The sequence below is a fragment of the Stenotrophomonas panacihumi genome, assembly GCF_001431645.1.
Classification (GTDB): Bacteria; Pseudomonadota; Gammaproteobacteria; order Xanthomonadales; family Xanthomonadaceae; genus Stenotrophomonas_A; species Stenotrophomonas_A panacihumi.
Genome location: NZ_LLXU01000020.1, coordinates 1 through 12,619, shown reverse-complemented (window position 1 = coordinate 12,619; position 12,619 = coordinate 1). Strand labels below are relative to the sequence as shown.

Genomic DNA, 12,619 nt, shown 5'->3' with positions numbered 1-12,619 from the left:
TCACCGCCCACCAGCACCACCGCGCTGTCCTTCGGCGCGTGCATCGAGGGCGCTTCCACGGCGAAGGCCGGCTGCCGCCATGCCCCATGCCCCCAGTCGGCCGCGCCATGCCAGGCGTACAGGGCCAGCAGCACGAATATCGGGGCCCGCAGGCGAAGCGTCGCCGGCCCCAGCAGGCGCGGCCATGCCCACCACAACAGCAGCGGCAGCAGCACCTCGATCGCGACCAGGTAGCGATGGATGCTGAAGACCGCCTGCCACAACAGGTAGGCGATGACGAAGTACACCAGCAGCGTGCGCGCGGCCGGCAACATCCGGCGCGTGTCGGCGGGTGCGCGACGCAGCAGGCGCCAGGCGACGCCCACGAGGACCATGAGGTACAGCAGCGCCCAACCGAACTGCGTCAGCGCCAGCTCGCTGACGCGCTGCGGGTGCAGCGAAAACAGCAGCGGCCACGTCAGCCATTCGCGCATGCCTTTCGGCAGCCAGCGGGTATCGGCCACCGAGACCGGCAGCGCCAGCGGCGACTGGAACCACGCGTTGAACTGCGGGAACAGCGGGTTGCCGAACTGCTGCCACACCTGCAGGAACCACGGCCCACCCACCACGGCGAAGCACGCCAGCGCGGCCGCGGTCATGACCGCCGCACCGGCCAGCCGCCCACGCACGCGCCCACCGTCCGCCAGCGCGGCCAGGCCCAACGCCACCGCATACACCGCATTGGTGAGCTTGAACGCCACCGCCAGGCCGATCAGCACGCCAGCCAACAGCCAGCGCAGCGCCGCGCCCTGTCCCTGCCGCGCGCGATCCTGCGCGGAGAGGATCAGCGCCAGGGCGCCCAGCACCGGCACCGCGGTGGTGTTGTCGGCCATGGTGTTGCCGAGTTCAGACAGGAACGCGCCGGTGAACAACCCCGCCAGCGCCAGCAGTGGCACGCGGGTGGCGCGACGCGGGTCGTCGGCCAGCACGCGCCAGGCGATCGCCGCGACCAGCGCGAACAACAGCCCATGCCATGCACCGAACACGAAGGCGGCCAGCGGCCCGGGCACCCCGGTCATCAGCGCGTACTGCACGACATCCAGCGCCGGGTTGAAATAGCTCTGCATCTGCGCGGCCGCCAGGTCGATGCCCAGGCGCCCGTGCAACGCGGCATAGCCGTTGTAGAGGTGGTAGTTGCGCAGGTCCCAGTTGGCATCCTGGCCGCGCAGCATCGACCACAGCCCGCACAGCACCAACGCCGACACGCAGGCGAAGACGGCATTGGCGCGCGAATCGAACGCCAGCCGGGCGCGCAACGCGGCGCCCACGCGCCCCGCGAACCGCCTCAAGCGCGCGTCCCCGGTCGCGGGATGGACAGATATGCCAGGTGCTTGGCCTCGATGCGACCGCGGGTCACGGTGTCGAGGACCAACCCGCACGCCAGCAGCAGGAAGCCGAGCAGCATCAGCGCCACGCAGAGGATGGCGGTGGGAAAGCGCGGCACCAGGCCGGTCTGCACGTAGGTTTCCAGCAGCGGCACCGCCAGCCCCAGCGAGGCCAGCACGCAGGCCACGAACCCCACCGAGAAGAACAGCAGCGGACGCTCGGCCTTGAACAGCTTGGCGATGGTCATCAGGATCCGCCAGCCATCGCGCCAGGTGTTGAGCTTGCTCTGCGAACCTTCCGGGCGCACGCCGTAGGCGGTGGCGACCTCGGCCACGGGCATGCGGAGCTGCAGCGCGTGCACGGCCAGTTCGGTTTCGGTCTCGAACCCCTGCGCATGCGCGGCGAAGGACTTCACGTAGCGCCGCGAGAACACGCGGTAGCCGGAGAGCATGTCATCGAAGCTGCGGCCGAACAGCAGGCCGGCGCAGCGGGTCAGCAGCACGTTGCCGAAGCGGTGTCCGGGGCGATAGGCGGCCTGCGCCTGGTCGCGCCGCGCGCCGACGACCATGTCCAGCCCTTCGTTGAGCAGCCGTTCGACCAGCAGCGGCGCCGCGCTGGCGTCGTAGGTGTCGTCGCCATCCACCATCACGTAGATGTCGGCCTCGACATCGGCGAAGGCGCGGCGCACCACGTTGCCCTTGCCCTGCAGCCCGACCGCGTGCACGTGCGCGCCAGCCGCGCGCGCCTGCGCGGCGGTGGCGTCGCGCGAGTTGTTGTCGAACACGTGGACCGCCGCGCCGGGCAGCGCGGTGGCGAAATCTCTGACGACCTTGGCGATGGTCGCCGCCTCGTTGTGGCAGGGCACGACGACGGCGACACGCAGGCCGGCGTCGGCGGAAAGGGCAATGCGGGCAGGTGAGGTCATGACGTCCATTGTCGCTTGGATCGATTACGGGCGGACCACGTCGAGGGGCTGCTCCCACCATTCCTCGACGCTGCCGTCGTGGCCGTGCAGACGCAGGCCCAGCCAGTGCCGGCCGGCCCGCAGGCCGCGGGTATCGACCTGCGCGCGGAAAGCGACGTTCGGATGCTGCGGGTCGTTGCTCTGCGGCCAGCTGGGGCGCACGTCCAGCGCGCCGCCATATTCGGCGGTGGCGGCCACGCGGCCGTCGATGAGGATCTCCACCGCGCGCAGGCCCACGCCATCCTTGAATGCCCAGCCGGCGACCTCCAGCGTGGGCGTATCGACGCGCACCCCCGGCAGCGGCGCATCCACCCAGGCCATCGCCGGCGCCACGCAGGGGCCTTCGGCCCGCGCCTGCGGCAAATGGAACAGCAGGAAGCGCTGGTAGCCGTGGTCGGTGGACACCTGGCGCACCGGCGGCGGCAACGGACCGACGATGTCGCAGACCTGGTGGTAGCGCTCCAGCAGGTCGCGATAGCGCTGGTCGCTGGGCGAAAGCACCAGCAGGCGCGGCGCATCGCGCTCGCCGTTGGACAGCAGGCCCCACTGCGCCAGCTGCGCGCTGCGGCCATGCTTTTCGTTCAACGGCGCGGGCAGCACTTCGATGTTCGCATCGCCCAGCGCGAAGCCCAGCTCCGCGCCCACCTTGAAATTGCCGGCCAGCACGCGGCTTCCGGGCGGCATCTTCGCCAGCTCCTGGCGCACGGCGCGTGCCAGCGGCTGCCAGCCGGCGAAATTGCGCGGGTAGTACTTCTCCCCGGCCGCCTGCTCGCGTACCGAAGGCACCGACACGGCCAGGTAATAGCCGTAGGCGCACAGCATGCCGATCACCGCCATCGCCCAGGTCGCCTGGCGCCAGCGGCGCGGCCAGCGCATCAGGATCACCGGCACGGCCACCAGCAGCGCCAGGTAGCCCGGCAGCGGCCAGTGGAAGCTGATGCGCTCGGCGTCGCTGAAGAAACCCAGCGCGAAGATCGCCACCGTGGAGACGCCACCCACGAGCCCGAAATACCGCCACTGCGCGCGGATGCCACCGCCGGTGCGGGTGCCGGCGATGCCCACGCGCAGCATCGCCCAGGCCAGCAGCGGAGTGACCATCAGCGTCTGGATCAGCAGGAACTGGAAACCGGTCCACTGGAACGTCCACGGATGGCGGTCCACCAGCTGGAAGCGCAGGCCGGCCTCGTCGTGGTCGCTGTTCCACAGCAACAGCGGCAGCCACGCCAGCAGGCCGGCGCTGAGCGCGATCCAGATGCGCGGATCGCGCATCACGTTGCGCCCCTGCGGCAGCACCATCAGCGCGATGAAGCCCACGCCGATCACCCCGGCGAAGCGGTAGTGGCTCAGCGCGCCGATCACCAGGCCGATGGCCAGCTGCAACGCGCTGCCCGCCTCGACCTCGCGCAGCAGCCGCGCGCCGGCGTCCAGGCACAGCACCGCGGCCAGCGCCATCGGCACGTCCGGCACGGCGAGGATGCCCAGCGTGGCCGACAGCGGCATCAGCAGCGCCAGGCTGCCGGCCTGCCAGCCACAGCTGCCGCCGAACCAGCGCCGCGCGATATGCGCGATCAGCCACGGCAGCAGCGAGGCGATCACCAGGAACGGCAGGCGCAGCGCCAGCACGTGGTCGCCGCCCAGCGCCACGCCGAGGCGGGCGAGCCAGGCGGTCATCCCGGGCAGGTCCGAATACGCCGCCGCCAGGTGCTGGCCTTCCTGCCAATAGAACGCTTCGTCGACGAAAAGCGGCAGGCGTGCGGCGATGACCACCTTGACGGCGGTCAGCAACGTCCACAGGATCACGAAGTTGCGATGCGCGCGCTGTTCTCCCTGCATTGCCTCGCCACTCAATCCTTCATCGATCCGGGAACGTGATGTCGATACCGCCACAAGCGACGGAAATGCTAACCGATGCGCTGCGCGAAGCGCTGCGCCGGGCCCAGGCGCAGGTCAATTCGCTCCTGCTGGGAAAGACGCACGAAGTGCGCCTGGCCTTCGTGGCCCTGCTCTCCGGCGGCCACCTGCTGATCGAGGACCTGCCCGGCCTGGGCAAGACCACGCTGGCGCACGCGCTGGCGTCCAGTCTGGGCCTGGGCTTCCAGCGCGTCCAGTTCACTTCCGACCTGTTGCCCGCCGATGTGCTCGGCGTCTCGGTCTACGACGCCACTGCGCGTCGTTTCCAGTTCCATCCCGGCCCGGTCTTCACGCAGGTGCTGCTGGCCGACGAGATCAACCGCGCCCCGCCGCGCACGCAGAGCGCGCTGCTGGAGGCCATGGCCGAGCAGCAGGTCACGCTCGATGGCGAGACCCACGCATTGCCCGAGCCGTTCTTCGTGATCGCCACGCAGAACCCGGTCGACCTTTCCGGCACCTTCCCGCTGCCGGACTCGCAGCTGGACCGCTTCCTGCTGCGCCTCACCCTGGGCTATCCGAACGCCGAGTCCGAACGCGCGCTGCTCAGCGGCAGCGACCGCCGCCACCTCATCGCGCAGGCCGAACCCTGCCTCACCGACCAGGACGTGCTCACGTTGCGCCGCGCGGTGGAGCACGTGCACGCCAGCGATGCGTTGATCCACTACGTGCAGAACCTGCTCGCGCGCAGCCGCCAGTACGCCGGCGTGCGCGTGGGGCTGTCGCCGCGCGCGGGCATCGCGCTGCTGCGCGCGGCCAAGGCGTATGCGCTGCTGCTCGGCCGCGCGCATGTGTTGCCGGAGGATATCCAGGCGCTGTTCGAGGCGGTGGCCGGTCATCGACTGGTGGCCGAGGCCGAGAGCGTGTCCGGCGCGGCGCTGGCCAAGAAGATCCTGCACGGCGTGCCGGTCGATTGATGCCACGCCCCCGCCCCACCGGAGCGCGGCGATGAACCGCGACGCCGCGCTGGCCGGCTGGCGCCGGCTCGCGCTGCTGGCGCGCCCGCGCAGCACCGAGGCGCTGCCGGTACGCCTGGACCGCCGGCGCATCTACGTGCTGCCGACCCCGTTCGGCGGTTTCATCGGCCTGCTGCTGATGGCGATGCTGCTGGGCGCGCTGAACTACAACAACAACCCCGCGCTGCTGCTGGCGTTGCTGCTGGGCGCGGCGGCGATCGCCAGCGCGATCATGGCGCACCTGCAGCTCTCGGGCCTGGAACTCACCGCGCTGGCCGCCGACCCGGTGCCCGCCGGCACGCCGCTGCACCTGCGCCTGGTCTTCGCCGCCCACGACGCGCGCACGCGGCGCGGCCTGTGCCTGCAGCATCCGGATGACACGACGTGGTGCTCGGTCGGCGACGCCGACGACCACGCCGCCGAACTGCGCCTGCCCACCGTGCGCCGCGGCTGGCTGGAGATCGGACGCCTGAGGCTGTCCACCACGCATCCGCTGGGGCTGGTGCGCGCGTGGTCGTGGCTCTGGCCGGACGTGCCGCTGCTGGTCTATCCCACGCCGGAAACCGAGGGCCCGCCGTTGCCGCTGGGCGAGGGCCAGCCCACCGGCACGCGCCTGCACGCGCAAGGCGAGGAACTCCACCAGCTGCGGCCTTATCGCACCGGCGACGCGCGCCGCGCCATCGCCTGGAAGCATTCGGCACGGCGCGACACCCTGCTCGTGCGCGAATACGAACAGCCCACCGGCGTGGACGTGCAGCTCGACTGGCGCGCCCTGGCCGGGTTGCCGTACGAACGCCGCATCGCGCGGCTGGCGCGCTGGGTCGAGGAGGCCGAGCGCGAAGGCCGTCGATACCGCCTCAACCTGCCCGGGCAACCGGCATTGGGCCCGGCGCGCGGCGCGCAACACCGCCACGAATGCCTGCGCGCGCTGGCGCTGCTGCCGCATGCGTGAGTCCCCCGCCCTTTCCCCGCGCAGCCGCGCCTGGCTGGCTGCCACCACCGGGCTGTGCCTGCTGCCGCTGCTGTTGCAGCTGCCGGCGATGCTGGCGCTGGTGTTCGCGGGCGCCGCGCTGCTGACCATGGGGCTGGCGTGGCGCCGCACGGTGCCCGCGCCGCTGCGCGTGCTGTTCCTGCTGGCCATGCTGGCCGCGGTGTACTGGCAGGCCGGCTTGCGCTTCGGCCGCGACACCGGCTGCGCCCTGCTGGCCTCGATGCTGGCGATCAAGTCCAGCGAACTGCGCACGCTGCGCGATGGCCGCAGCCTGCTCGGCTTCGCGCTGTTCGCGCCGTTCTCCGCGTTCCTGCTCGACCAGGGCCCGCTGACCACCGTGCTGGCGCTGCTGGCCGTGCTGTCGGCGGTGCTGTGCATGGCGCAGCTGGCCGATGCCGAATCGCACACTGGCGCGGTGACGTGGCGCGAACAGCTGCGGGTGATGCGCCGCATCACCGTCATCGGCCTGCCGCTCGCGCTGGCGGCGTTCTGGCTGTTCCCGCGCCTGGGCTCGCCGCTATGGGGCATTCCCGAGCGCACGATGTCCAAGCCGGGGTTGTCGGACAAGATGTCGCCGGGCGAGTGGATCGACCTGATGGCCGACGACAGCCCGGCGCTGCGCGCGCAGTTCTTCGGCGCGGTGCCGCCGCCCGAACAGCGCTATTGGCGTGGCCCGGTGCTGTGGGATTTCGACGGCCGCAACTGGACCTCGCCGCAGTGGCACGAAGCCTCGCCGATGCCGGCCGTGCAGTCGGGCACGGCGCGCTGGTCGTACCAGATCGACTACGAGGCCACCGACGACCGCCGGCTGGTCGCGCTCGACCTGCCGCTGCAGGCCCCGGGCGGCACGCGGCTCACGCCCGACTTCGAGCTGATGAGCCAGCTGCCGCTCACCGGGCTGACCCGCTGGCGCCTGCAGTCCGCCCCGCCGCAGGCCTTCGAAGCCACCCTGGCGCCGATGCTGCGCCGCGCCGCGCTGCGCCTGCCGGCCGGCTACAACCCGCGCGCGCTCGCGCTGGGCCAGCAGTGGCGGCAGGAGGCCGGGCGCAACGACGATGCGGTGATCCGCCGCGCGATGGCCTGGATCCACGCCGAGTTCTCCTACACCCTCACCACCCCGCTGCTCGGCCACGACAGCGTCGACGAGTTCCTGTTCCAGTACAAAAGCGGCTTCTGTGAACATTTCAGCTCCGCGTTCGTGGTGTTGATGCGCGCGGCCGGCATTCCGGCGCGCGTGGTGACCGGGTATGTCGGCGGCGTCCGCAATCCGATCGGCGACTACTACGTGGTGCGCCGCATGGATGCCCATGCCTGGGCCGAGGTGTGGCTGGAAGGCCGCGGCTGGGTACGCGTGGATCCCACCGCCGCGGTGGCGCCCGAACGCATCTACGACACGCTGGAAAACCGCCTCGCCCAGCAGGACGGCGCCGGCGCGCAGCTCGACGCGCGCTGGGCCGGCAACGTCGGCGATTGGCTGCGCCGCGGCTGGAACGAGCTGGTATTGAGCTTCAACGCCGAGCGCCAGCAGCACCTGCTGCGCCCGCTGGGCATCGACCGGCTGGAGCCTTCGCAGCTGATCGCCCTGTTCGTCTGCGCCGCGCTGCTCGCGCTGGGCTGGATGGCCTGGCTGCTGGCCCGCGGCGAACGCGAGCGCGACCCGCTGCTGCGTGCCTGGCGCCGGCTGGGCCAGCGCTATGCGCGGCATGGATTGACACGCGAACCGCACGAGCCGGCACTAGACTGGGCGGCCCGGGTGGACCGGGAACTTGCCGACCCGGCGCTGGTCGTACTCAGCCGACGTTTCGCCGAAGCGCGCTACGCTGCCGACGTCGCCGACAGCGCACGCCGGCAACTGATCAAAGACCTGCACCAACATCGCCCGAACACCGGAGCTTCGCCATGAACATCCGTTTGGTACTTCCTTTCATCGCCGCGCTGTCGTTGGCGGCGTGCGCCACCGCGCCCAAGCCCCTGCAGGGGCAGTTCAATCCGGTCGCGCCGCGCGAAGCCGCCGCGCAGCCGGGCGCGCTGGTGCGCTGGGGTGGCAGCATCATCGAAACCCGCCCGGGTCCGGACCAGACCTGCTTCCAGATGCTCGGCCGCCCGCTGGCCGGCACCGGCCGCCCGTCGAGCAGCGACAGCGACGCCAATGACGGACGCTTCATCGCCTGCCGCACCGGCTTCTATGATCCGGCGATCTTCCAGGCTGGCCGCGAAGTGACCTTCATCGGCAAGATCGCCGGCACGGAGAACACCCGCATCGGCGATTTCGAATACCGCGTGCCGAAGATCGAAGCCGACGTGGTGTACCTGTGGCCGGTGGTGCGCGAAGTGCAGGTGGTTGATCCGTGGGGCCCGTATGGCCCGTACGGCCCGTGGGGCCCGAGCCCGTGGTGGGGCCCGCGCTGGGGCTGGTGGTAATTTGGCCGACGCCGCGCCATGAACGAAAACGCCGCCCTGGGGCGGCGTTTTCTTTTGCAGGTTCCCCGAGGCTCAGCGCCCGGGCGCGCCGAAGTGGCCCAGCGGGGCGCCGGCCAGCAGGTGCAGGTGGATGTGGAAGACGGTCTGGCCGGCGTGCTCGCGGCAGTTCATCACGATGCGGTAGCCATCCTGCGCCAGGCCTTCGCGGCGCGCGTACTCGGCCGCGGCCAGCGCCAGCTTGCCGATGAGCTGCGCCTGGTCCGGACGCACGTCGTCCAGCGTCGGGATCGCCTCGTGCTTGGGAATGAAGAGCACGTGCACCGGCGCCTGCGGGGCGATGTCCTTGAAGCCGAGCACGTCGTCGTCTTCGTAGACAATGCTGGCGGGGATTTCGCGGCGGATGATCTTGCCGAAGATCGTGTCGGACATGGGACGGGCTCCAGGAAGGAAACGTTACTCGGGCATCTCGCTGCGGCTGCCGAACGCGTAGGACAGCGTGCCGCGGTCGACGTACTCCAGCTCGCCGCCCAGCGGCATGCCCTGGGTCAGGCGGCTCGGCCGCACGCGATGCTGGCGCGCCAGCTGGCCGAGGTAGTGCGCGGTGGCCTCGCCCTCGACGGTGGCGTTGGTGGCGATGATCAGCTCTTCCACCTCGCCCTGCGACAGGCGCTCGGCCAGGCGATCCAGGCCCAGTTCGCGCGGGCCGATGCCGTCCAGCGGCGAGAGCCGGCCCTGCAGCACGTAGTACAGGCCGCGGTAGCCGGTGGCATGCTCGATGGCGAGACGGTCGGCCGGCGATTCCACCACGCACAGCTGCTGGCGGTCGCGGCTGGCGCTGGCGCAGATCGCGCACAGCGACTGCTCGCTGAAATCACGGCACAGCGAACAATGGCCGATGCGCTGCATCGCCTCGGCCAGCACGTCGGCCAGGCGCTGCCCGCCTTCGCGCTCGCGTTCGAGCAGGTGGTAGGCCATGCGCTGCGCACTCTTCTGCCCCACGCCGGGCAGCACGCGCAGGGACTCGATGAGTTGTTCGAGCAGGGACAGGCTCATGGCGTGGCGGTCCGCGCCGCGAAGCACGCGGCGCGGTGGCTCCGGCGCGGGATCAGAACGGCAGCTTCATGCCCGGGGGCAGCTGCATGCCGGCCGTGGCCGAACCCATGCGGGTCTTGGACTCGGCGTCGATCTTGTTGGAGGCGTCGTTGAACGCCGCGGCGATCAGGTCCTCGGCCATTTCCGGATCGGCCAGCACGCTGGGGTCGATGCGCACCTTGCGGCACTCCTTGGCGCCGGTGAGGGTCACGCTGACCATGCCGCCGCCGGCGGTGCCGGTGACTTCGAGCTTGGCCAGTTCTTCCTGGGCGCGCTGCAGGTTTTCCTGCATCTTCTGCGCCTGTTGCATGAGTTGGGCGATGTTGCCGCGCATGGGGTTCACTCTTCGTAAGGACGGATGGAATCGGGCACGACGCGCGCGCCGTGCTGCTGGATCAGGCGCTGCACGTTCGGGTCGGCCATGAAGGCCGCCTCGGCGGCATCCTGGCGCTCGCCCTTCTGGCGATGGGCGCGTTCGTGCAGGGTTTCGGCGCTGCCGGCGCCGGCCTCGATGACGATCTTCGGCGCCTGCCCCAGGGTCGGCGCCAGCGCCTGCGCCAGTTCGGACAGGGAACGGTCCGAACGCAGGTATTCAAAGCCCGGGTCCAGCGCCAGGCGCAGCACGCCCTCGCGATGCGAGAGGAACGCGGCATGCGCGGCGAGCTGGCGCGACGGGCCGGAGAGCTGGGCCTGGGCGACCAGTTCCAGCCATTGTTCGGCATCGGCGATGCGGCCATCGACCGGCGCGGCCACGGCGGCCGGCGGCGGGGCGACCGGCTCGGGCGGCGGCGCCATCGCCATTTCCGGCATCACCGGGGCGGACACCGGCGCGGGGGCCGGCGGGGTCGCGCGCACGGGCGCATCGTCCACCGCCCACGGCGGCGGATCGTCCTGCGTGGCGCGCGCGGGCACGACCGGGGCCGGCTTGGGCGCAGGCGGTGCCGCCACGACGGGCGCCACCACCGGTGCGGCGGGCGCCGCGGCCATGCCGGCGCCCGCGTTGCCGGCGTTGGCACTGCCCTGCCCCGGCTGCGCGGCGCCAGCGGCCCCGCTGCCAGTGCCCGGCGCCACCGCGCCGGCCGGGCGGAACGCCAGCATGCGCAGCACCGCCATTTCGAAACCGGCACGCGGGCTCGGCGCGAGATACAGGTCGCGACGGCCGTTGATCGCCATCTGGTACCAGAGCTGGATCACTTCCGGGCGCACGCGCGCGGCGAAGGCTTCCGGATCCACGCCATCGGCCAGCGGCGCGGCGCCCGGCACCAGCTGCCGCACCTGGATGCGGTGCAGCGCTTCGGCCAGCGCTTCGAGCACGCCGCTCCAGTCCGGCGAGAACTCGGCCAGCGCCGCGACCACCTGAAGCAGGCGCGCGCCATCGCCGTCGGCGAGCGCGTCGAGCATGGCGCCGACCTGGGTGCGGTCGACCGTGCCGAGCATGGTGCGCACCACGTCCTCGCGCAGCGCGCCGCCGGCGTAGGCGATGGCCTGGTCGAGCAGCGAGAGGCCATCGCGCAGGCTGCCATCGGCGGCCTTGGCGAGCTGGACGATCGCGCTGCCGTCGGCCTCGATCTGCTCGGCGGCCAGGATGCGGGTCATCTGGCCCTGGATCTGGTCCTCGTCCAGGCGCTTGAGGTTGAACTGCAGGCAGCGCGAAAGCACGGTCACCGGCAGCTTCTGCGGGTCGGTGGTGGCGAGCAGGAACTTCACGTGCTCCGGCGGCTCTTCCAGCGTCTTGAGCAGCGCGTTGAACGCCGCCTTGGAGAGCATGTGCACTTCGTCGATCAGGTAGACCTTGAACTTGCCGCGCGAGGGCATGTACTGCGCGTTCTCGATCACCTCGCGGACATCGTCCACGCCGGTGTTGGACGCGGCGTCGATCTCCAGCAGGTCGATGTAGCGACCGGCGTCGATGTCCAGGCAGGCCGGGCACTGGCCGCAGGGGTCGGCGCTGGTGCCCTGTTCACAGTTCAGCGACTTGGCGAAGATGCGCGCGATGGTGGTCTTGCCGACGCCGCGCGTACCGGTGAACAGGAAGGCGTGGTGCACGCGGCCGCTGTCCAGCGCGTTGGTCAGCGCGCGGACCACGTGCTCCTGGCCCACCAGCTCGGCGAAACGCTTGGGGCGCCACTTGCGGGCGAGTACGAGATAGGACATCGGACGACCGTCTTGATCTGAACCGACATTGTGCCATGGGCGTCAAGCGCGGCCCCGGCGACGGGGGCGGCTTGTGGCCGGCGGGCCCGGCCGCTAGAATCTGCGCCCCTGCAGCGGGTTCCGCGGCAGGCACGGAGAGGTGTCCGAGTGGTTGAAGGAGCACGCCTGGAAAGTGTGTAAGCGTCTAAACCGCGCTTCGGGGGTTCGAATCCCCCTCTCTCCGCCAGATCCAGCCCGCGTCCGCGGGCAAGCAGAAAAGCCACCCTCGGGTGGCTTTTTTGTTGCCCGCCCGCTCACCACACCCAGCGCACCCCCAACCGGCCGGTGAGAATGCGCTGCCGCCCGCCGTCCAGGTCCGCGGTGTAGTCCACGGTGGTGTAGAGCTGCGCGCTCTCGCTGATACCCGCGCTCAGGCCCACGCCGAACTGCCAGGCCGTGGCGCCACGCGCGTTGGCCACGGCGATGTCGTCGAAGCGCGCGCGGTCGTCGCCATCGGGCGTGTGGATCACGTTGAGGCGCAGGAACGGGCGGTAGTGCGAGCCGCGCGTGTCGTCGAAATCGCCGATCAGGCGCGCTCCGAGCCGCCAGGTCACGCTGCTGGCGTCGTCGTATTCGATCTCGCCGAGCGGGTCGCTGAAGTTATCCACCTGCACGCGGCTCCAGATCACCTGCGCCTGCGGTTCGAGCTGCCAGCGCTCGCCCACCTGCCACGGATACCCGGTCTCCACCGACGCACTCACCACGTTCGCGTCGGTGGAGACCGGGTAT

Annotated in this window: 12 protein-coding genes and 1 tRNA gene; 5 read left to right on the top strand and 8 right to left on the bottom strand. The window is 71.0% G+C overall.

The window, feature by feature from the left end; translation table 11 throughout:
* The 3 genes from ARC20_RS00930 to ARC20_RS00920 all read right to left on the bottom strand — a co-directional run.
* On the bottom strand, positions 1-1,328 hold a 1,328-nt coding region (locus tag ARC20_RS00930; RefSeq protein WP_152983938.1), incomplete at its 3' end, for a glycosyltransferase 87 family protein.
* Positions 1,325-2,290 carry a glycosyltransferase family 2 protein gene (locus ARC20_RS00925; RefSeq protein ID WP_057642949.1) on the bottom strand — a complete coding sequence of 322 codons (966 nt, stop codon included), beginning with the start codon at positions 2,288-2,290 and terminating at the stop codon, positions 1,325-1,327. The genes ARC20_RS00925 and ARC20_RS00930, both read right to left, overlap by 4 nt.
* Before the next feature lie 24 nt (positions 2,291-2,314).
* Positions 2,315-4,162, bottom strand: coding sequence for an ArnT family glycosyltransferase (locus ARC20_RS00920; protein WP_057642946.1), 1,848 nt, complete (start codon positions 4,160-4,162; stop codon positions 2,315-2,317).
* Positions 4,163-4,200: 38 nt separating this feature from the next.
* Between ARC20_RS00920 and ARC20_RS00915 the strand changes: the two genes are divergently transcribed.
* From ARC20_RS00915 to ARC20_RS00900, 4 genes are read left to right on the top strand one after another with little or no spacing between them, the layout of a single operon-like run.
* On the top strand, positions 4,201-5,154 hold the full coding sequence (locus tag ARC20_RS00915; RefSeq protein WP_057642944.1) for an AAA family ATPase: 954 nt from the start codon (positions 4,201-4,203) through the stop codon (positions 5,152-5,154).
* Between the two features lie 31 nt (positions 5,155-5,185).
* The gene (locus ARC20_RS00910; RefSeq protein WP_057642941.1) at positions 5,186-6,145 is read left to right on the top strand and encodes a DUF58 domain-containing protein; all 960 of its coding nucleotides are present in this window, start codon (positions 5,186-5,188) and stop codon (positions 6,143-6,145) included.
* Positions 6,138-8,087 (top strand): transglutaminase TgpA family protein, encoded by a 1,950-nt coding sequence (locus ARC20_RS00905; protein ID WP_057642938.1) that lies wholly within the window; start codon positions 6,138-6,140, stop codon positions 8,085-8,087. The genes ARC20_RS00910 and ARC20_RS00905 overlap by 8 nt, the downstream gene beginning before the upstream one ends.
* Complete coding sequence (locus tag ARC20_RS00900; RefSeq protein ID WP_057642936.1) at positions 8,084-8,605, top strand: Slp family lipoprotein; 522 nt, start codon at positions 8,084-8,086, stop codon at positions 8,603-8,605. Before ARC20_RS00905 ends, ARC20_RS00900 begins: the two co-directional genes overlap by 4 nt.
* A 72-nt stretch (positions 8,606-8,677) precedes the next feature.
* Here ARC20_RS00900 and ARC20_RS00895 read toward each other — a convergent pair whose 3' ends face one another.
* The 4 genes from ARC20_RS00895 to dnaX are packed head-to-tail and all read right to left on the bottom strand — an operon-like array spanning position 8,678 to position 11,851.
* Positions 8,678-9,034, bottom strand: coding sequence for a histidine triad nucleotide-binding protein (locus ARC20_RS00895; protein WP_057642934.1), 357 nt, complete (start codon positions 9,032-9,034; stop codon positions 8,678-8,680).
* Positions 9,035-9,058: 24 nt separating this feature from the next.
* Positions 9,059-9,658 carry a recombination mediator RecR gene (gene recR, locus ARC20_RS00890; protein ID WP_057642956.1) on the bottom strand — a complete coding sequence of 200 codons (600 nt, stop codon included), beginning with the start codon at positions 9,656-9,658 and terminating at the stop codon, positions 9,059-9,061.
* A gap of 52 nt (positions 9,659-9,710) precedes the next feature.
* Positions 9,711-10,031: a YbaB/EbfC family nucleoid-associated protein gene (locus ARC20_RS00885; protein ID WP_057642932.1), complete on the bottom strand. Its 321-nt coding sequence runs from the start codon at positions 10,029-10,031 to the stop codon at positions 9,711-9,713.
* A gap of 5 nt (positions 10,032-10,036) precedes the next feature.
* Complete coding sequence (dnaX, locus tag ARC20_RS00880) at positions 10,037-11,851, bottom strand: DNA polymerase III subunit gamma/tau (RefSeq protein WP_057642929.1); 1,815 nt, start codon at positions 11,849-11,851, stop codon at positions 10,037-10,039.
* A gap of 133 nt (positions 11,852-11,984) precedes the next feature.
* On the opposite strand from dnaX, the gene ARC20_RS00875 reads away from it, so the two are divergent.
* Positions 11,985-12,077, top strand: a tRNA-Ser gene (locus ARC20_RS00875).
* Positions 12,078-12,144: 67 nt separating this feature from the next.
* On the opposite strand, the gene ARC20_RS00870 is transcribed toward ARC20_RS00875, so the two are convergent.
* Positions 12,145-12,619 (bottom strand): autotransporter outer membrane beta-barrel domain-containing protein (locus tag ARC20_RS00870; RefSeq protein WP_057642927.1); only part of this gene is annotated, 475 nt, incomplete at its 5' end.